A 19,817-nucleotide genomic window follows, 5' to 3' on the forward strand; every position below is an offset into this window, starting at 1 on the left:
ACCTATGCGTCAACTACCGCTTACCGAACCGGTCGAGAAGGCCCTGCATATAGCCCGCGCTTTGGCTCGTGAATACCATAATGAGCAACTTACGGCGGCTCATCTGTTGCGCGCACTTCTCCACGACGACGTAGGCGGCAGTGCGCTCCTGAAAGCCTTAGGGCAGGATGTGGCGTATATTTTCGACTGGGCCGATGTCTGGATCGAAGAACAACCCCGCTCGGCCCAGGTCATAACGGAGCCGTTACAGGACGAATCGGTCGACCGCGTTCTGAACGAAGCCGATTTCTTTCGCATCAAGCTGGGGCTCGATTACGTTGAGCTAATTTGTGTTCTGACGGCGCTCACCAAACCCGGCGTTGGCTTCACGGCCGAACAGCTTCGCTCCCTGCCTTTGCAGGAGCGCGACCTGCTGGATCGTTTTTTACGGGACCTCTCCGCCCCCCGCGCCACTGAGAAAACAAGCCCGGGTAGCAATGGCCAGCCCGCTTTTCCGGGTATGAAGGCAAAGGGGCAATTCAGCTATTGCATCGACAAAACGGCGCAGGCCCGCGCCCACAAGCTAGACCCTGTTGTGGGGCGCAAGCAGGAAGTACGAACGATGCTCGAAATTCTGGGTCGGCGTAGCAAACCCAACGTCATGGTTGTGGGCGACCCCGGCGTGGGTAAATCCGCCCTGCTCGACGGGCTGGCCCAATTGATTGTTGACGGCCAGGTACCCGCCCGGATGAAAAATGCCATTTTGCTCGAACTGGACTCCGGTGCCCTGCTGGCGGGAGCTTCGTATAAGGGCGAAGTGGAAGACCGCCTTAAATCGGTTCTGAAAGAAGTCCGGCAGCAGGAAATGTGTATTCTCTTCATCGATGAAATTCATACCCTGCTCGACCCCAAAGGCTCCGCTGGTAACGGAATTGCCAATCTGCTCAAGCCCGAGCTGGCTCGTGGCGAACTGACCGTGGTGGGGGCTACTACACTTGAAGAATACCGAAAGCTGATCGAGCCCGATCAGGCCTTAAGCCGCCGGTTCGAGCTGCTCACCGTGACCGAGCCCACCGAGCAGGTAGCCGAACGCATGATTCGGGGACTGATACCGGTTTATGAGCAGCACCACAAGCTGGAAATTCAGCCCGACGTGATTGCCGCCTGCATCCGTCTGGCGCGTCGATACAGCAAAGAACGCCGGTTGCCCGACTCCGCCCTCGATCTGCTGGACCGCACCATGGCGGCTATCCGGATCGCGATCGAAACATCGGATACAGAACTCAGCCGACTCGAAAAAGCCGTTCAGGAGCTAAGCCAAAGTGATTTGCCGCCGGGTGAGGCACTGGAAGAATACCGGTGGATTGATACGCAGCTTCACCACCAGATCAGCCCCGTTCTACTGGGAAACTGGGAAGATAAAATTAACCCGCTCGAACTGGAAACGCCCTTTGCCTACCATGATTATATCATGGCCAAACTCATGCGGTTTCGGGAATTGGCCGGTCAGCAGGTGCCGGTCGTTACGGCCAATGACCTGGTGGCGGTAGTGGCCCACAAAACGGGTATTCCCATGGGTAAGGTACAGGGGCAGGAGAAAGAACGGCTGCTGTCGATGGAGAGTTTTCTGCAACGGCGGGTGGTGGGTCAAAATCATGCTTTGCGGGCTTTATCAGACGCTATTCTGGAGTCGCGCAGTGGGTTGCAGCGGGCGGGCCAGCCCATTGGTTCCTTCTTTTTGCTGGGTCCCACCGGAACGGGAAAAACGGAATTATCGAAATCGCTGGCCGACTTTCTGTTCAACGATGAGCGGGCACTGATTCGGTTCGACATGTCGGAGTTCAAAGAAGAGCACTCGGCGGCTTTGCTCTACGGCGCTCCTCCGGGTTACGTTGGGTACGAAGAAGGCGGCTTGCTGGTCAATAAGATCAGAAAGCAACCCTACTCTGTTGTATTGTTCGACGAAATCGAGAAAGCGCACGGGTCCGTTTTTGATGTTTTTCTCCAGATCATGGACGAAGGGCGGCTGCACGACAAACTCGGCAAGGAAGGGGACTTCACGAACGCGCTGCTCATTTTCACCTCCAATATCAGCAGCGAATGGATAACCAACGAATTTCAGGCCGGTCGGATGCCAACGTCCCAGCAACTAATGACACGCATGACGGGCCAGTTCCGACCGGAATTTCTGGCCCGGATTACGGAGATTATCCCGTTCTCGCCCATACAGGAAGAGAATGTCGTGCGGATTTTTGAGATTCAGCTCGCTCATCTGCAAAAAAGTCTTGTACAGCAGGGTGTTACCCTGACATTGACCAAAGAGGCCAACCGGCAGCTGGCCTTGCAGGGCTTTTCGCCCCAGTACGGTGCCCGGCCGCTGGCGGGTATCATTCGGAATCAGCTCCGCAGGCCAATTTCGCGGCTGCTTATTTCGGGGCAACTGCAAAAAGGACAGGCGCTGAATCTGGACTGGAATGCGCAGACAAGTGAGCTGATCTGGCAGATCGGCTGAGTATGCTGGTAACTTTCTGGTACAAGTACCGGTCCGAATCCAGTTCAGCTTGTTACCGAAGGCTGTAAAAAAACGTACCAGTTGTTTGAAACTGCCCATTTCCAGCCTTGCGGCCAAGTGGCTTATTGATAGATTTGATAATTAGAACTGTTCGTCAAAATAGGCATGTTTGAGTTCGAAATTGGGGGTAGTGAGACCAAGCCCCGGGCGCTGGAAGAAATCAGTAATATTCCCTCGAACCGGACATTGCTGGTGCTCAAACTCACTCAAAATGACCCAGTGAGTCCAAAGACGCTGTATGGCCTGAATACGGTTGAGGACGTATTAAATCACTTCAGGCCTCAGGTTGAGGTGGAGATGGAATCGCCGGAGGGTATGCCAACGAAAGAAACCATCCGGTTTCGACGAATAGCCGACTTTCGGGTCAAGGAGCTGGTAGCCCAGAGCCCGTTTCTGCAATCGCTGGATACGCAGTATCAGGAGTACACCCAGGTTGGCCGCCGACTAAAGGGACACGCGCTGTTGCGAACTATGCTGAGCCATGCAGAAACGAAGGCGGCCCTGCTTAACACGCTGCGGGCTGCGGCCGATCAAATTACAAAAACCGGCAAATCTGGTCAATAACCGGCGCAACGATCCCGATCATTTGGCGTAAACTATTTCTCTGATCAATGGAAAGTGAATCAACCGTTCCCCCAATAAGACCGACATCCAGGTATTCTTCTGTGGTTGACTCGGGAGCGTCACTGTCCGACATGCTCTCGTTGCTGGAGAATCATGGTTTCGAGTTTATAGAGAGCCTCCTGGATGGCTCCTCAAACGGAAGTCTGGATGCTGTAAGTCGGGCAACCAATTCGTTTGATAAGCCCGTCACGGAAAAAGAACAGGCTGTTTTAAGGGATAAGCTAAAAGTCTGGATTGAGGTATTGAGTTCGGCTGACGGCCCGGACGAAATGCTCGCTATCGCCAACCAAAGAGCCGCCCAGACCGAGGAAAGCCTACGTAAAAACCTGTTGACAACCCTGGACGCTACCCACGAACTTGAGACCAACTACCGGGCGCTTTCTCTTTTTTATACCAATGCCGAAACGACGGAAATTCCCAACGTGTCGGTAGTGAGTGCGGGTTTAGAGCAAGTGTGTGATCTGGATAATTCGCAGTTCATTGATCACATTACCAGTGAATTAAGGCAGAATTATGATCGCCTTGACCTGCGGGATAACTATTCCCTTCTGGTCATTCCGGGCTTTATGCGGTCCAATGTCGTGCTGGAGAAATGGGCTAAAATTGCCCACGCCAACAAGGTCATGCTCTTTACCGACTTTGCTGATCTGGACGGCCCCGACGATGTACTCGATCTCTTGAGGACCGTCAATATGGCTGGGGCCGAGTTGTACCGGTCCAATGTGATCATGACCTGCAACTGGGTGGTTGGCCGCAGCAAGGTGGCGGAAGTCGGTGAAATGGATCACCTATATGTGCCGCCATCGGCAGCGCTGGCCGGAAAAACGTACAATACGCTGATGTCGCAGGTATCGGCGGGGAAACAGCACGGCGGAATCAGCGAAGTGCTGGGCGTTCGGTTTCGGCTCTGGAAAAATGAAATTTCCGTTATGGAACGGCTTAATCTCGTCCCGATGATTGATGAGTACGGCCGGGTAATGGCCTATGGCAGTAAAACCCTGTTCAACGGGCCAAATATTGGTTTGCAGACCTCCACGGTGGTTCGGGTCTTCGATTACATTGTAAAAGTGCTGTTTGACTTTCTGAACCGGCGGGCCTTTGAAAACTGGAATACGCTCATAGAAGGTGATTTACGTCGGCAGGTTGCCGGCTTCCTGGATAGTGTGAAAGGCCCCAACAAACTCATTGAACAATTTAGAATTGTCCGACTCGAACGGGATAGTAAAGTGAAAGATCGGGTCTACCTGGATATTCGCCTGACACCCTATTATCCAGCTAAAAGTTTTATCGTTCAGCTCGATGGCCGCCGGGGTGATGATACTGACAGTCCGGAATGGGCTTCCAACTACGAGCTGGTTTAACCCCCGTTTGGGCTGATTATGAAACAATTGATTTAACATGGGTAGGCTACTGGTCTTGTGGATCGTACTGGGTATGTGGGTAACCGCATCCGTTTATATACATGTGGCTTACATTAAGCGCATTGGGTTCGCGCCGGATCCGGTGTTGCCTGCTGTTCACGTTATAGATGGCCCCCGGTTACGCGTTAAACTGCCGGGAAGCCTGTTTCATAAGGCGGAGAGCACACTCAAACAGCTTGAGAAACCCTCAACGCTGGACACACTGGCCACCTATCTGATCAATCATCCGCGCCGGTTACTAACGGTGGTAGGGTACCATACTCCGGCTGAAAATAAACTGACGCTAATGCCCAATTTAGGCTTGATGCGGGCCGATGAGGTTCGGCAGTATTTACTAAACGCCGGGGTGTCGGAAGATCAGGTGCAGATTCAGGGGCAGGCATCGGACTTACTAAGCTTCATCAAGGATTCAACCAGTGCCCTGTCCTTCTCTTTTCAGTCGATCGTTATCAATGCCGACTGGCTGGCCCGGCATCAGAAATACACCGACTTGTTTCACCCGCTTCAGTTGTATTTTCCTACGGGGAGCACGGAATACATCGTAACGCCGGATAACGAGCAGTTTGTGCGGGAAGCCATTACATACCTGTACGATCACCAGACGGAACGACTCACCATTACCGGGCATACTGATAGCACGGGTACCGAAGCATTCAATCTCAAACTGTCGCGACTGCGGGCGATGGTCGTACGCGACAAGTTGATACAACAGGGCGCATCGAAACGCTGGCTTCAGGTAGTAGCAATGGGGGATAAGGTGCCCATTGCGCCTAATAACCTGACAGAAGGCCGTGAAGCAAATCGACGGGTAACGTTACTGGTAAAAAAACGATAGTATGTTCGACCTGAATCCGTTTCACCTCGAAAATGCCAGCCTGCTGCACTTTCTGATGCTTCAGGGAACCGCCCTGCTGGCTTATTTTATTTTTCAGGAGCGTTTTAAGCGGCAACTTGGTCGCCTGAACGATAAGTGCCAGCTGCTTCAGGCCGAAGTCGACGCCCAGGAAATTATCGAGCCGGAGGTTGAGGAGGTGTTTAGCGCGGCTCCGGGCCGGGATGACCTGAAAGAGATTGCGGGTATCAACGCAAAGGCCGAGGCTATTTTGAATGGAGTTGGTATTCATACGTTTACGCAGTTGGCCAATACCCCCATCACGACCATTCGGCGGGTGCTGGCCGAGCATGGCCCGTTGATTTACACCGATGATCCGGTTACCTGGCCAAAGCAGGCCTGGCTGGCTGCGGAAGGTCGCTGGGATGAACTCAGGGCATGGCAGGAACAGATGCGTAAGGGTATTTATAACGACTTTCAACCGACGCTTTTGTCATGAACCCACTCAATCCCTGGGTAGCCTTAACCGAGATGCTGTTCCTGTTAGCTGCCGCCTTTTTTATCGGTCACCTCGTTGCTTACGGTCAATACCGCAGCCCAATACGGTCCAGAAAGCTACTGATTGCTCAGTTACAGAGAAAGTTAATATCGCCAAACCAGACCGAATCCAAACCGGATCAGGTTGAGGAGATTATACCCGAAGAAGACTAGTAAGCCATATCACAGAATTTCCCTGAACTCCACCATATCGTCACTACCTACGCATAACTTCATGAAAACGACGCTGATTTCTTCGCTTCTTGCCTATTTCACTGCCCTGATTAGTATCAGTGGTTGTAGTACCACCCCACAACCGCCTAACTCTGAACGACTCAAGCGTTCCTATGCCTTAGTATCCGTAATCGAAAATGGCACCATTGTCTATCAGGAGGGGGCTCCGTCCAACATTAAACCCGGCTACGGGCAATTCTCACTCGATTTGTCTGTCCCGCCTACGGTTCGTTATCGTATTTCGGATGGTACTTCGGGCACCGATCTAACCACGTTTGTGGGAAGCTACCGGCTGCAAAACGACAACACGTTAATTCTGGAGGGCCTGAATCCTCAGCCTACCGGAACAAACGGCACCATTACGTTTACGATCTCGGACCTGATCGACGGTACATCCGTTACCCTGACGCGCACCACATCCGACCCCAAGACGGGCAACTCAATGAATGTGTATAAGCTGAGAGGGTAGGGGAGCAAACTTCGAGCTGTTACGCTCAGGCACATCGCGCTATTTTTTCGAGTACCTGGCCTTGAACAGGTTCAGGTACGCAAAGCTGTACAACTGCTTTATTTTAAAGTAGGTTTGCTGCTTTGGCTTGGGGGCGTAAAAGCCATAAACGGCATGTAGCCCAATCATCAGGACGGCCTTAACGCACTTAGCCAAAAATCGCGCTTTACTGCGCTGAATATCAATGATGCGTTCGCTTTTGCCCAGGTAATAGGCGTAGTCGAAAATGTAAGCTTTGTTCAGTTTGTTGTTAATTTTATGGTAGACGATCAGATCGGGACGATACAGAATCCGGTAGCCTAAATCGCTGGCCCGGTTCAGGTAGTCGACTTCTTCACCGCCCATTAAATTACTCCCTTTGCGGCCCAGCTCAACATTGTACCAGCCAATTTTCTGGACGGCTTCCCGGCGCATGGAATAGTTGGCACCCATCAATTTTTGGGTATAACAAGCCGAGTTACCAATGTCGAAGATGCTCATCAGGTAGTAAAATTGCTCAGGCATCCAGTCGGGAATGGCGGATTGATAAGGAAGTACTTTTCCCCCTACGATATGGGTGTTCGGGTCACTGTATATCTGGTCGCATATGTCCAGATAGTTTGCTTCAATATCAATGTCGTCGTCCAGGAAAATAAGAACGTCATTTTTGGCTTCTTTTATGCCTCTGTTGCGGGCATACGATAATCCCTGATTCGTTTCAAGAACATACCGAACCTGCGGGAAGCGTAGAAAAGGTTTTACAACTTCGGCCGTATTATCCGTTGACTTATTGTCAATAATCAACAACTCATAATTTGAATGATCTTTGAAATGTGATAGGAGAGAATCAATCGTCTCTTTAAGAAAATCGACTCGGTTATACGTACAAATAATGATACTGTAGTTAAGCATATCGTCTCTGTTTTAAAGGTTGACTGTTACGGCACCAAATGAATTATAGGTACTAATAATCGGATAACTTTTGCGGTCTTGTCTGGAGTCGATCTTCCATAAAGACAAAACGAAACGGCGAATTATCGGCAGCCCTATTATAGATAGCCTTGTAGAAAAAAGCGACCATAATAAACGAAATGGTGTAACCGAATATTCGCTTTACCACTTTTTGGGTTTGAGTATTAAAGAGAAAATAAAAAAAGAAACTCATGATTACCACCCGGAAGTTGAGTAGATAGTCGTTGGTGCGGGCCATAATAAAATTGTCGGATACGATTCGATCCAGAATAGCCCCTACAAAGTAGAGATTATAATATTTGTAAAAGTCATACTTTTTGAAGTTTTCTTTCAGCTCGGGGCTATACCACATAATGGCAATGTCGACCACAAAAAACAACGCATTGGCCGTTCCCGCCCCTACTTTACCCTCTGCCGTTATTTCGTACATGTAGTCCAGGTTATCAATATAATAGCCATACCCCATTAGGTTGACCAGCGGAGACACAGCCGCCAGTACGATGGTCAGAATGGACGAGGCCAATGCCGTAACCACCAGCAGGATACCGATCTGCACATACTTATTTTTGGCAATGTCGGTAAACAGCAGGGGGTAGGTAAGCACGCCAATGACCATCGTTTTATGGAAGCTGTAGCCAAAGAAAATACACACCAGCACCCAACCCCATTTTTTCTCAATGGCCAGGTTAAGTGCATAGAAGAAGACGAACCAGGCCAGCGATTGGCGCATGATGTTCATGCTGCTGAACATCATCAGGCTAACGAAGAAAAAGAAGGTAAACCAGGGTAAAATGAAGGGAAACTTCTCCAGCGCTTTGTAAAAAAAGAACATCTGAAAAAAAGCCATTATGATGAAGATGAACGTAAAGTGAACGTTCAGGTAGTTCAAAAATACATTTAATAGTTCGTAGCCAAACTCAATCTCGCGGGGTACTATGCCGGTTTCTTTGAGTTCGAGGAAGATTTCCACGTAGACTTTGTAGTCGATGCCCACGTAATAGCGGCAGCCGATAATAAAGCTGTACAGAATAATTAGGCCTACAAGATTAGGCCCCCAGTAGTGGGGAAACGTGATCAGTCCGGTGCGTTCATTAACAACCGCCTTTGCAGATGGTAGTGAAAATAAAAGCATCGACCCCATTAGCAAGGTATATAGTATATATGTTTCGGGCTCGACCATGCCTATTGTTAAAGCGCTACGATTCTTTTTTCAGTTGAGTTTTATATTCCTAACCGTTAGTTACCTGCGTTCGTTGTTGTGCGTATCTAGCCGGTTGTCTATTAGTAGATGTTATTGGGTTGCATTATTTTTATTAAATAAGATAAGGGATTCATTTTTTTATTTGCGTGTTTGTTTAATGTGCTGGTGAAATGAACTTTTGCTTTTTTATTGAACTATACCGGATGGCTAATCGGTGTTTAATAAATTAATTATTTTTTTTACACAGATTGTTAAGTGTTAATCTACGATTGCTAACTTTTTTCATTGAGAACGCCTTTATGTTTAATAATTTGATAACTTTTGTGGTCTTGTCTGGAGTCGATCTTCCATAAAGACAAAACGAAACGGCGAATTATCGGCAGCTCTATTGTAGATAGCCTTGTAAAAGAAAATAACCATTATTAAAGCAATAATACAACCAAATAATCGCTTCCCGGTTTTCTGCGTTTGGGTGTTGAAAAGAAAATAAAAGAAAAAGCTCATGATCACCACCCGGAAGTTGAGTAGATAGTCGTTGGTGCGGGCCATAATAAAATTGTCGGATACGATTCGATCCAGAATAGCCCCTACAAAGTAGAGATTATAATATTTGTAAAAGTCATACTTTTTGAAGTTTTCTTTCAACTCGGGGCTATACCACATAATGGCAATGTCGACCACAAAAAATAACGCATTGGCCGTTCCCGCCCCTACTTTTTTTTCTGCAGTTATTTCGTACATGTATTCCATGTTGTCGATGTAATAACCATAACCCAGCAAGTTGACCAGCGGAGACACAGCCGCCAGTACGATGGTCAGAATGGACGAAGCCAGCACCGTAACCACCAGCAGGATACCAATCTGCACATACTTATTTTTGGCAATGTCGGTAAACAGCAGGGGGTAGGTAAGCACACCGATGAGCATCGTTTTATGGAAGCTGTAGCCGAAGAAAATGCACAGCAGTACCAAACCCCATTTTTTCTCAATGGCCAGGTTAAGTGCATAGAAGAAGACGAACCAGGCCAGCGATTGGCGCATGATGTTCATGCTGCTGAACATCATCAGGCTAACGAAGAAAAAGAAGGTAAACCAGGGTAAAATGAAGGGAAACTTCTCCAGCGCTTTGTAAAAAAAGAACATCTGGAAAAGAGCCATTAGTATGAAGATGAACGTAAAGTGAACGTTCAGAAGATTTAAAACTTTATACATAAACTCAAAGCCAAACTCGATTTCTCTGGACACTGAGCCGGTTTCTTTGAGTTCGAGGAAGATCTCCACGTAGACTTTGTAGTCGATCCCTACGTAATAGCGGCAGCCGACAATAAAGCTGTACAGAATGATTAAGCCTGCAAGGTTAGATCCCCAGTAGTGGGGAAACGTGATCAGTCCGGTACGTTCATCAATGACAGCTTTTGCAGATGGTTGTGAGAACAACAGCATCGACCCCATCAGTAAGGTATATAGTATGTATGTTCCGGGCTCAACCATGCCCCCTGGCTGTCCCATATCTTCTGCTAAGCCTCCACACTATCTTTCTTGCCTGACCGGATATTCAAAAGGCCCGTAATCATGTAGAAATCATCTTTGGTATAGATGCCCAGAAGATAGCCAACGGGTACCAGGCCGAGTAGAATCACCGTGCGGATACCATAGCTCAGCAGGTAATTGGTAGCGGGTATGAATTTATTCAGCACAAACCAGCCCACGGTCAGGGCGGTAAAGAAGAGCACCGTTCCGGGATAGAAGAACAGTCGAATTTGGGGGTCTATTTTGGCGGCATCGCGGGTGAACAGCACTCGTTCGAACAGACAGGCCAGCAATAGGGCAACGGCAACCGAAATTGGCAGATCATTGAAGAAATTGAAGTGAGCCATTGTGGTTGAAAAAAAGATAATGGCTATAATGAACAGTATCGAATTGCGGTTAAACGCCCTGAAACGGTTATTGGCAAATAAGTAATTCTGGTAAGGGATGGTCAATATTTTGATATAAGCGAACAGAATCGACAGCATCAGCACCGGAAACGCTTCGAGGTAGCGGTTCCCGAAGACCAGTGTGATCAACTCGTTGCCAAACAGCCAGGCGGCCAGAACCGCCGGTAAGAAGCTGATGGTAATGAATCGTTCATAACTGCTCAACTGGCTGATTGTCTTGTCGTTGTTGTTCTCCGTTGCGTTCTTTGAGAAAACCGATAGCAGAATACTGCCAATGCTGATGCCTAACGTCATGAGCAGTAACCCGAGCCGGTTCCCTACGTTGTAGAAACCAATTTGTTCCGGCGAAACCTTGTAAAGCCCTAGCAGTACTTTATCGAAGCTGACCAATAGTCCGTAGGCAATCGTGGATGTGGAAATCGTCATAGAATATCGGATGTACTTCTTCACAACCGTCAACGAATAAAGTCCCAAGTCCGACCGGATCAAATTGATCAGTGGGTAAACAGAACTTAACGCGCAGGCTGCTATAATGTACCAGGCAATCCCTATTTCTGACTCTCCCAGCAGAACGGCGGCAATTTTGGCAATATTGATCAGTGTCTGAGCATAAAAATCAGTCATATTGGACCGGATAATATTGAGCTTCGACGATTGATCCGTTATGTAGATATAAAAGGGCGTCATTAAGTAATCCTGAAGGATAAAAATGACGATCAGCGAGATCTGAAGATCGGTAAAGGCGCCGTTGTGGCTGAAGTGATTCCAGAGAACAAAGGATAACACCAGCAACGATGTGAGGACATTGTACAGCACAAAAACAACCATGTAGTTCTTTAACCCTACCTGATTGTTTTCATTATACATTTTCAGGTGAACACTATTGACCGTATGGGTAAAGATTGACTTCATCAGAACCTGAAAGGACATAGCCAGCCCGATATTGCCCATGATGGTTGGTCCGCCAACCCGGGCAATAAACACTGAACTAAGGATGCCCAGCCCCATCGATACAATATTGATGATAAAATTCTGACCTATCTTTTTACCTAACATTATTTAGATGCACTTTACGGTGATTATTTCACTCGGTAACTATTCTCCTTCCGGGCGTCGTTCAGTACAATAAGCGGAAGTTTTAACTTGTTTTCCTGATGTACTTCTTTAAGGCTGTCGAGCTGCTCTACGGGGGTGTAATTGTAGCGCACGACAAAAAGAGTAGTGTCGATATGGTTAGCCAGGGCGAAGGTGTCGGCCACCTTACCCACGGGAGCCGAGTCGATAATGATGTAGTCGAAGCGTTCCCGCAGCTCGGCGATTAATGTACCCACCTCGGCATTCATTATAAATTCGGGCGCGTTGGCGGGCAAAGGTCCTGTGCCAATAACCGACAAATTGGGGGTGCCCGGAAAGGGGGTCAATAGCTTATTCAGGGAAGTAATATTGCCATTCAGGTAATCCGTAACCCCCACTTCAGTCGTCAAACGGAGGTTGGTTAGAATACCGGGATTTCGGAAGTTTAAATCCAGAAGGGCTACCTTCTTGTTCAGGAAGCTGAGGCTCAGGGCCAGATTGGTACTGAAAAACGTTTTACCTTCTTTGGCGATACCAGACGTTACCAGGATAACCTGATGCGGCTGATTAGCAACTGCAAAATGTAAGTTACTTCGTATCAGCCGAAACTGATCAACGATCGGCTTTTGGCTTTCCTGAGAAATAATAAAAATCCCTCTATTCCTGAAACGAAAAATCCCCCGCTTTTGATAGTGCATGATTTCGCCCAGAATAGGCACCGCCACAGCGGTCGATACATCGCTGCGCTGACGAACCGTACCGCTCAATAAGTCGGGGACGGTAATGAACGCGATGGGTAAGATCAGGCCCAGAATGAAGGCCAATGCGTAAACGACGGGCTTTTTGGGCGAAACGGGCGCTTTAGAGGCCGATGCCGGATCAATGACGCGGGTGTTTGAAATGGTTGCCGCCAGCGATAGCGACGACTCCTCCCGCTTTTGCAGCAGAAATGAATACAGGTTTCGCTTAACGCCCTCCTGCCGGTTTATGGCGTTAAGCTGCCGTTCGATATCCGGTACCTGGGTAATGTGCTCCTGTAAGGTGTTGGTTTTGGCCGTCAGGTCGCCCTGGGTGATGAGCAGACCCCGTTTTACGGTCCGTAAGTTTTCCAGGATAGACAGTCTGAAACTGGCCAGCTGTTCATCAATGTGTACAACCAGCGGATTTGTTGTTTCGCTGGTACGTAACATACGTTCCCGCTGGAGCAGCAGGTCGTTGAATTTGCCAATAAAGTCCTGTAGTGTGGGATCGCTAATTGTCAGATTGCTGGGCACCAGCTCATATTTCTGCCTTTGCCGTGACAGGTATCGTTCCAGCGATTCGGCAATGTCGAGCTGTATTTTATTGGCCGATAGCTGATTGTTATAAATTCTGGATTCTTCCAGATACCCGTTCGCTTCGGAGCGGACATCGGTTACCTGATTCCGACGTTTAAATGCCTCGGTCGATTTCTCTATCTCCGACAACTCGGCAGTAAGGTCTTTTAAACGGTCGTCAATAAAATGGATCGTATTGATGGCCAGTAAGTTACGGTCTTCTTTGTTCTCTTTGTTGTAAACCTCAATGAGCTTGTTCAGAATAACTTTCCCTTTTTCCGGAACAGCACTCTGCATGTATACACTCAGCACATTTGCTTTTTTATTGAGCTGAATTATTGCCGTTGCTTTACTGTAGGAGTCGGCCATATCCTCCAGGTTATTGAAGAAAATGAATATTTTTTTCGGTTGCCAGCGCATGGCCTCCGGATTTGCCAGAACGGTAAACGTGCCATAGGGTCGTTTAATAAGCTGGCCGAACTGGTAGGTATTGGCGGGCGGGGGGCCGTCCTGCAACTGAAACTCACGGGTATTCTTAATGAGTATCGCAATGGGCTTGGTATAAGCCGATTCGGAGAGCTCTTTTACAGACAAGCGAACAGGAAGATCATCACCAAAAAGCTCTCTCTTTTTAAATGAATCGGCTACGAAATAGCTCGTTTGCAAACCAAGTTCGGCTAAAACCCGATGCATTAGTGTCACCGATCGTAAGGCTTCGATCTCATCTTCAATACTGGTTGTCGAGTTTAAAATATCCAATTCTTTAAAAATCGGATTGCCCGGCCTAATGTCAGGACCTTTTTCTATGTCTTTGATTAATACGCTGATACTAACATTGTATTGAGGAGTGACTGATTTTAAGTAAAGGATTGCCAGTACTACACTAATGCCAATGCTGATTACAAACAAATACCAGAAGCGCCAGTATTTGTAAAGGAATCGCCTGAAGCCACTTTGTCCGGATGATACGTAACTTACTTCTCCCTCTGTCATAACGTTTTTTCTAAGATACCTTAGCTATCGAAAGAGTGATATAATCGTTAAAGCAGCCGATGATATGAGGGTAGTCCACAAGCCAATAAATCGGTTAGCAGGATCATTCTGGTAGACCTTCATTTTACTGTCGGGCTCCACATAAACGATGTCATTCTGGCGCAGGTAAAAGAACGGTGTTTCGAGGGCACTTTTGTTTGTCAGGTCAATTCGGTTGGAGGTACGGATGCCATTCTGGTGCCGGATAATCAGTACGCTTTCCCGCTTGCCGAACACGGTCATATCTCCCGCCATCCCCAGGGCTTCGAGGACGTTTACACTTTCCCGGCTTATCGTAAGCGTAGATGGACGCGTTACTTCACCGAGTACGGTTATGTTGAAGTTTATCAGCTTCACGCTTACAACCGGTCCTTTCAGGTATTTTGAGACATCGAGGGTTAGCTTTTGAGCGGCTTCTTCTTTGGTCAGATCGACCAGTTTAACCCGACCCAGAACCGGAAAATCAATGTACCCTTCTCGATCTACCAGATAGCCTTCCTTATCCGCTTTGTTAACAAGCGCATTGTTGACCATGCCCGGTTCGGTAGGGCTGGTACTGCTGGCGGCTAAAAGTCCTTTATTGAATAAAATCGTTGATTCTGGGTTTAAACTGCTTACTGTTATAGATAGCAGATCATCCGGCTGAATCCGTAAGGGAGCGTTATTTAAAACCTGGACCTTATCTTCGGCGAGGCCGCGCAAATCGCTCATATAGATCAGGTTACGTTTGGAGCTACATGCTATCAGGCCAAGAAAAGAGAAACAAATCAAAAGTAAACGTCTGAAAATCATTTGTTGATATGTAGTACCAAAAGGTGTTTGACAGAAAAAGAATGATAGTTAGAATAAGTAATAGGTTGGTAAGACTATAATTTAGTCAATCTCTGCAATCGATAAAGTCTGGGATTATACACTACCAGCGTTTAAAACAGGATGCGTTGAATCGAATAATCGTAGGATAGAAAATGGCTAATCTGCTCTCGGCCCATTGAAAGTATAACCGCTATACTTTTCTTAAAAACGAGAAATGATTAAAGGGTAATGGTAAGTTTTATACTGTTAATAAGCTACTACACTGTGTCCGAGGACGAATATAGGTAATTAGTTTAAGTTTTTTCATTTGTTTTAACAATAAGTTAATTAATATCCTGAATATGAACTCCTTGTGTCTTTGGTTGAGTTCTTTGAGCGTGTAAAAGAGTTGCTGTTCTTGTGGTTGCCTGGCTACTATGACTACGCTGAAATGAGCAAGTGTCATTAGCTAATTTTTTGTCTGTGAGGACAATATTCTGCAAAAATATTATAAAGAAATCAATTACAATAAACTACAGGTGTAACAGGTAAGCCTTTTAATTACCAGAATAAGAGATATAGGGTATTTCTACGTAACTAAGGGGATAATTTGATTGACAATTATCAAAAATACGGGAAATATCCCGTTGACTCCCGCCCGGAACGGGCAGTTATTTGCGGCAGTACATTCGTTACGACACAGATATTCTTCAGTAAACTGTCTAATAGCTTACTGACCTCCATTCATTACATGGCTGTTATACTCTTGGCACGTCTTTTTCGGTCGTATACGGGGCATAGGACTACTACTAATTGCAAGCTACGGTCGGCTTATAGGCTGGAATGGCACCGAAAGGCGTCCTTACCGTATAAATAGAACCAGCCGAATGAGATGAGTAAAAGCAAAATAATCTCCTCCTGAATAACACCTTTGACTATCCACAGAAAAGAAGAGTACAGATTGGTTTATGGGAGCAAAGACAAACGATTTTTCAGGAAACATTACCATTAAGTTGTACAGTCGGACCTGTTTTATCTGAAGTTGTCATGCCTAAGCCCCCAATTAATTATGTCAATCGTTCGCTTCGCTTCTGTGAAATGCTTGAGGAAGAGTATGACCATCTGTGCCAGGGCAATTATTTTCATGGTAATGGAAAATCAAAAAGCTCAATCAATAACAGTGAAAAACAACTTACTGAGATTGAACTTCGTAATACCGCTGAGTTATTGAAAGGATTGGAAAAGTGGTTTAGAGATGAAAATAAGAGTGTTATTCCCTCACCAAATGAAATCCGGTACAAAGAACTTGCAGAATGGCTTATGGCCCTTAAGCCCATAACCGGCGATATAACGTCAAATAAAAAGAAGTTAGTAAAATTCATTAAACAGATACTGGAAGGAAAGCTTGAGGAGGATCTGGTAGAAGTAAAACCCTGGATGCGCGATGCATCTCTGCGGCCTTACACCCGTGGTTTGCTTAAGCATTACGATCAGCAGCGGGCCAAAACGAAATCACCCAAGCCAGAGGAAAAAAAATCGTTGGTAGAAGATTGGCTACCGGATTGGGCAATACTAACGAAAGGGGCAGCAGTTGATAGAAAACTGCTGAACCGACTGTTGTTGGAGGATGCTTATGTAGGCTATATCCACCGGATAGATGACCAGCGATTGGAGAGAATCTTTGCGAAGATGTATGACAGGCATCATACTGCGCTTTGTCTGTCGGGGGGAGGTATCCGGAGTGCTACGTTTGCACTGGGGGTTGTTCAGGGGCTGGTTAAAAATAAAGTACTCGACAAGTTCACCTACCTCTCCACGGTATCGGGGGGTGGTTATCTTGGGTCGTGGTTAAGTGCCTGGATCCATCATGAAGGGTTTGACGAGGTGAACAAGAAACTCCGTTGTCATGCCGATACACCCATTGAACCCGAGGCTGCGCCTGTGCGGCATTTACGCCAGTACAGTAATTATTTAAGTCCGGAATTCGGATTGTTATCAGCCGATACCTGGACCTTATTTGCCATTTATCTGCGTAATCTGCTACTCTTGTGGCTCGTTATCATACCCTTTCTTGCCGCTATTACGGCCATCCCCTGGCTTATTGTAACCATTGTTAATCTAAAGGCCGGGTATTCTTCTGCGGGTGTTTTTACCACAAGTAGTCTGGCTGCCCTGTGTACTGTATACGGTACCCGTTTTATACATGAATACCGTCCCCGAAACATAGCGACGTACAAGAAGAAGCAGGTGCGCGAGTCAAAGCGGGATCAGTCTGCTTTTCTGCTCAATTGTCTATTGCCGCTTTGCTGCGCCATTTTTTTCTGGATGCTGGCCTGGCGGTGGTTCGAAAAGTTACCTCCCGATTCTTCTGCCTTTCTACAAAATATACATACCTCGCTTGATTTTAATGGAGCAGATGGTATACATCTCTTTAGCTATGGGGGATTTGTTATTATGATGGGAACCACCCTGGCGCATTTTCTGGGATGGCTGATTGCTATTCGGTTTCAACTTCAGCACAGCAAAGTTCTCGAAATAGTGGCCGTTGCCGTTACCGGTGCTATCGCCGGGCTTCTGCTTCTGTTAACGGGAAAATTATTGCTACTCAGTGGGCTGTCGTCAAACATGGTTTTGTACACCTGCCTGGCCGCGCCGGGCTTTATGCTCTCCTTACTGATAGCCGGTTATATATTTGAGGGAATTATCAGTCTGCGTACCGATGATGCCGAGCGGGAATGGACAGCGCGCTATAGCGGTTGGCTTCTTATCGTTGCAATTGGCTGGTTTATCATTACAGGCCTGGTCCTTTATGGACTCGATCTGACCAGAACACTAATTGTCGTGATAGGCCTGCCCACCACGGCGGGTGTTGGCATAGGGTCGGGTATACTGACGGCTTTTCTTGGTCAGAATTCAAAAACGAATGGTGATGAGAAAGACCAGGGTCATACCAACGTGATGAATTTAAGTCGCCTTCTTTCGAAACTGGCTTTGCCCATTGTTGCCGTCATTACAGTACTTGCTCTGTTTATTGGCCTGTCATTAGCTGATATGGCTTTAATCCGATATGTTGGTTTTCAACTCGATCCGCTCTCATTTAGACGTCTGGATAGCACTACATTATCGTACGCTTCACCCTGGCTTTCCTTCAGCGTGCTGGTTGTCTTGTTCTTAATTGGTAGTGGTTTCGGGCTGGTTGTCAGCACAAACAAGTTTTCCCTTCATGCATTGTATCGAATGCGGTTGATACGTACCTACTTAGGGGCTTCACGACCTCCTGGTGAACGTCAGCCTGATCCGTTTACGGGCTTTGACGAGACGGATAACATCGATATGAAAAAGCTAAGCACTCCTCCACCTTCGTTCGCCAAGTCTTCTCCAAAGGCGGGGAAAGAGAAAGCATCAGGTAGAAGAAACGCACCATTTCATGTCATCAACATTGCTCTAAATCTGGTAGCGGGGCGTAATCTGGCGTGGCAAGAGCGAAAGGCCGAGTCATTTACGGTGACGTCCCTACACGCGGGGGCCATGTATCTTGGCTACCGGCGCACTGGTCAGAAACACAGTAAGGTTGATTCCAGTGATGCTCGGTGTTATGGCGGAAAAACCGGAATAACGCTGGGTACCGCCATGACTATTTCCGGGGCTGCCGCCAGCCCTAATCAGGGCTATAACTCGTCGCTCGTTATCGGGTTTCTTATGACACTGTTCAACGTTCGACTGGGCTGGTGGTTAGGAAATCCCGGACCCGCCGGAGACGATACGTTCTATAAATCAGGTCCCATACAAGCCCTCAGGCCTATTTATGACGAAATGATCGGGAATACGGATGATGTAAACCCTTATGTATATCTATCAGACGGTGGTCATTTTGAGAATTTAGGACTATACGAGATGGTATCACGCCGGAACCGGGTTATTCTGGTTAGCGATGCCGGTTGCGACGAATCATGCAACCTGGAGGATTTGGGAAATGCCATTCGAAAAGTTCGAATTGATCTTGGTATATCTATTGATTTTCCGCTTGGATTTACCGTGCGTTCCCGAACGGCGGTCTCGCCCAAGCATGGAAAATATTTAGCCATTGGCCGAATTCGCTACTCGGAAGGGCCCTCACCCGGTGATGTACCTAAGAAAAATGCCAGGACAAAGCACTACTCAGCTAACGACGGTATACTCCTCTACATCAAGCCCGGCTTCTACGGACACGAACCGCGTGACATATTTAACTATGCATCCGCTAAAAAAGCTTTTCCCCATGAATCGACAAGTGATCAATTTTTTAGCGAGAGTCAATTTGAAAGCTACCGTGCCCTTGGCGCTTATGTGATCGAACGGGTAAAGGCCGATTTAAAAACAGATTTTAACTTAACGCTGGACGACTTTTTTGACAACTCGAAATGGGAAAACTGTATAGATGTGCTGAATCAGAAGATCAAAAACGAGGTGATAATAAAAAAGAAAAAAGAGTCTCCTAAGGCTAATCTTCCAAAAGTAGAATAAGAAATACGTTATGAACGATCTGTATTAAATCGGTCAGGAAGTGACTGGTTCAGCCTGACTGAAAAGTAGTCGACAGATTCAATGAGCGATTAATCACCCTTTTATTAATCCATGTATGGCGTATAACAAATTAACGTATAGACTATGCGTGTTGAGTCTGCTGGTTCTGCTTCAGGCTTGCTCGTATTCCGTAATTGTTTCTAACAAAAACGGGGTGCCACAGCCAGACCCGCTCCGGCAGGAATTAGGGTTTTACAACACCAAAAAAGTGCGGGATGTCAAGTTCATTAATCACCTTTCTTTA

The 19,817-nt window shown here is 47.2% G+C and carries 14 protein-coding genes; 8 read left to right on the plus strand and 6 right to left on the minus strand.

Annotated elements, in window-relative coordinates; translation table 11 throughout:
* The first annotated feature begins 4 nt into the window (after positions 1 to 4).
* The 7 genes from CRO74_RS15055 to CRO74_RS15085 all read left to right on the plus strand — a co-directional run bounded on the left by CRO74_RS15055 (position 5) and on the right by CRO74_RS15085 (position 6,668).
* Positions 5 to 2,491: an ATP-dependent Clp protease ATP-binding subunit gene (locus CRO74_RS15055; protein WP_097126850.1), complete on the plus strand. Its 2,487-nt coding sequence runs from the start codon at positions 5 to 7 to the stop codon at positions 2,489 to 2,491.
* A 165-nt stretch (positions 2,492 to 2,656) separates the two neighbouring features.
* Positions 2,657 to 3,115: a hypothetical protein gene (locus CRO74_RS15060; protein WP_097126851.1), complete on the plus strand. Its 459-nt coding sequence runs from the start codon at positions 2,657 to 2,659 to the stop codon at positions 3,113 to 3,115.
* Between the two features lie 101 nt (positions 3,116 to 3,216).
* Positions 3,217 to 4,536 (plus strand): DUF5458 family protein, encoded by a 1,320-nt coding sequence (locus CRO74_RS15065; RefSeq protein WP_245877853.1) that lies wholly within the window; start codon positions 3,217 to 3,219, stop codon positions 4,534 to 4,536.
* Between the two features lie 37 nt (positions 4,537 to 4,573).
* Entirely contained in the window at positions 4,574 to 5,431 is an 858-nt protein-coding gene (locus CRO74_RS15070) for an OmpA family protein (RefSeq protein WP_097126853.1), read from the plus strand.
* 1 nt (position 5,432) lies between these two features.
* Positions 5,433 to 5,927 (plus strand): helix-hairpin-helix domain-containing protein, encoded by a 495-nt coding sequence (locus tag CRO74_RS15075; RefSeq protein WP_097126854.1) that lies wholly within the window; start codon positions 5,433 to 5,435, stop codon positions 5,925 to 5,927.
* A complete protein-coding gene (locus CRO74_RS15080) occupies positions 5,924 to 6,139 on the plus strand; it encodes a hypothetical protein (protein ID WP_097126855.1) in 216 nt (71 codons plus the stop codon). Before CRO74_RS15075 ends, CRO74_RS15080 begins: the two co-directional genes overlap by 4 nt.
* 61 nt (positions 6,140 to 6,200) lie before the next feature.
* A complete protein-coding gene (locus CRO74_RS15085; RefSeq protein WP_097126856.1) occupies positions 6,201 to 6,668 on the plus strand; it encodes a hypothetical protein in 468 nt (155 codons plus the stop codon).
* Positions 6,669 to 6,707: 39 nt separating this feature from the next.
* Here the strand turns inward: CRO74_RS15085 and CRO74_RS15090 are convergent, their stop codons facing one another.
* From CRO74_RS15090 to CRO74_RS15115, 6 genes are all read right to left on the minus strand, one after another.
* Positions 6,708 to 7,598 carry a glycosyltransferase family 2 protein gene (locus CRO74_RS15090; RefSeq protein ID WP_097126857.1) on the minus strand — a complete coding sequence of 297 codons (891 nt, stop codon included), beginning with the start codon at positions 7,596 to 7,598 and terminating at the stop codon, positions 6,708 to 6,710.
* 52 nt (positions 7,599 to 7,650) lie between these two features.
* Positions 7,651 to 8,790, minus strand: a complete 1,140-nt coding sequence (locus CRO74_RS15095; RefSeq protein ID WP_179830202.1) for an EpsG family protein — start codon at positions 8,788 to 8,790, stop codon at positions 7,651 to 7,653.
* Positions 8,791 to 9,162: 372 nt separating this feature from the next.
* Positions 9,163 to 10,368 (minus strand): EpsG family protein, encoded by a 1,206-nt coding sequence (locus CRO74_RS15100; RefSeq protein ID WP_097126859.1) that lies wholly within the window; start codon positions 10,366 to 10,368, stop codon positions 9,163 to 9,165.
* 8 nt (positions 10,369 to 10,376) lie between these two features.
* Entirely contained in the window at positions 10,377 to 11,852 is a 1,476-nt protein-coding gene (locus CRO74_RS15105; RefSeq protein WP_097126860.1) for a lipopolysaccharide biosynthesis protein, read from the minus strand.
* Positions 11,853 to 11,875: 23 nt separating this feature from the next.
* Positions 11,876 to 14,179 (minus strand): GumC family protein, encoded by a 2,304-nt coding sequence (locus CRO74_RS15110; RefSeq protein WP_097126861.1) that lies wholly within the window; start codon positions 14,177 to 14,179, stop codon positions 11,876 to 11,878.
* Between the two features lie 24 nt (positions 14,180 to 14,203).
* The gene (locus CRO74_RS15115; RefSeq protein ID WP_179830203.1) at positions 14,204 to 14,929 is read right to left on the minus strand and encodes a polysaccharide biosynthesis/export family protein; all 726 of its coding nucleotides are present in this window, start codon (positions 14,927 to 14,929) and stop codon (positions 14,204 to 14,206) included.
* A 1,128-nt stretch (positions 14,930 to 16,057) separates the two neighbouring features.
* On the opposite strand from CRO74_RS15115, the gene CRO74_RS15125 reads away from it, so the two are divergent.
* Entirely contained in the window at positions 16,058 to 19,513 is a 3,456-nt protein-coding gene (locus CRO74_RS15125) for a DUF4013 domain-containing protein (protein WP_218840218.1), read from the plus strand.
* Positions 19,514 to 19,817: the final 304 nt, after the last annotated feature.

The sequence above is a fragment of the Spirosoma fluviale genome (genome assembly GCF_900230225.1).
Taxonomy (GTDB): Bacteria; Bacteroidota; Bacteroidia; order Cytophagales; family Spirosomataceae; genus Spirosoma; species Spirosoma fluviale.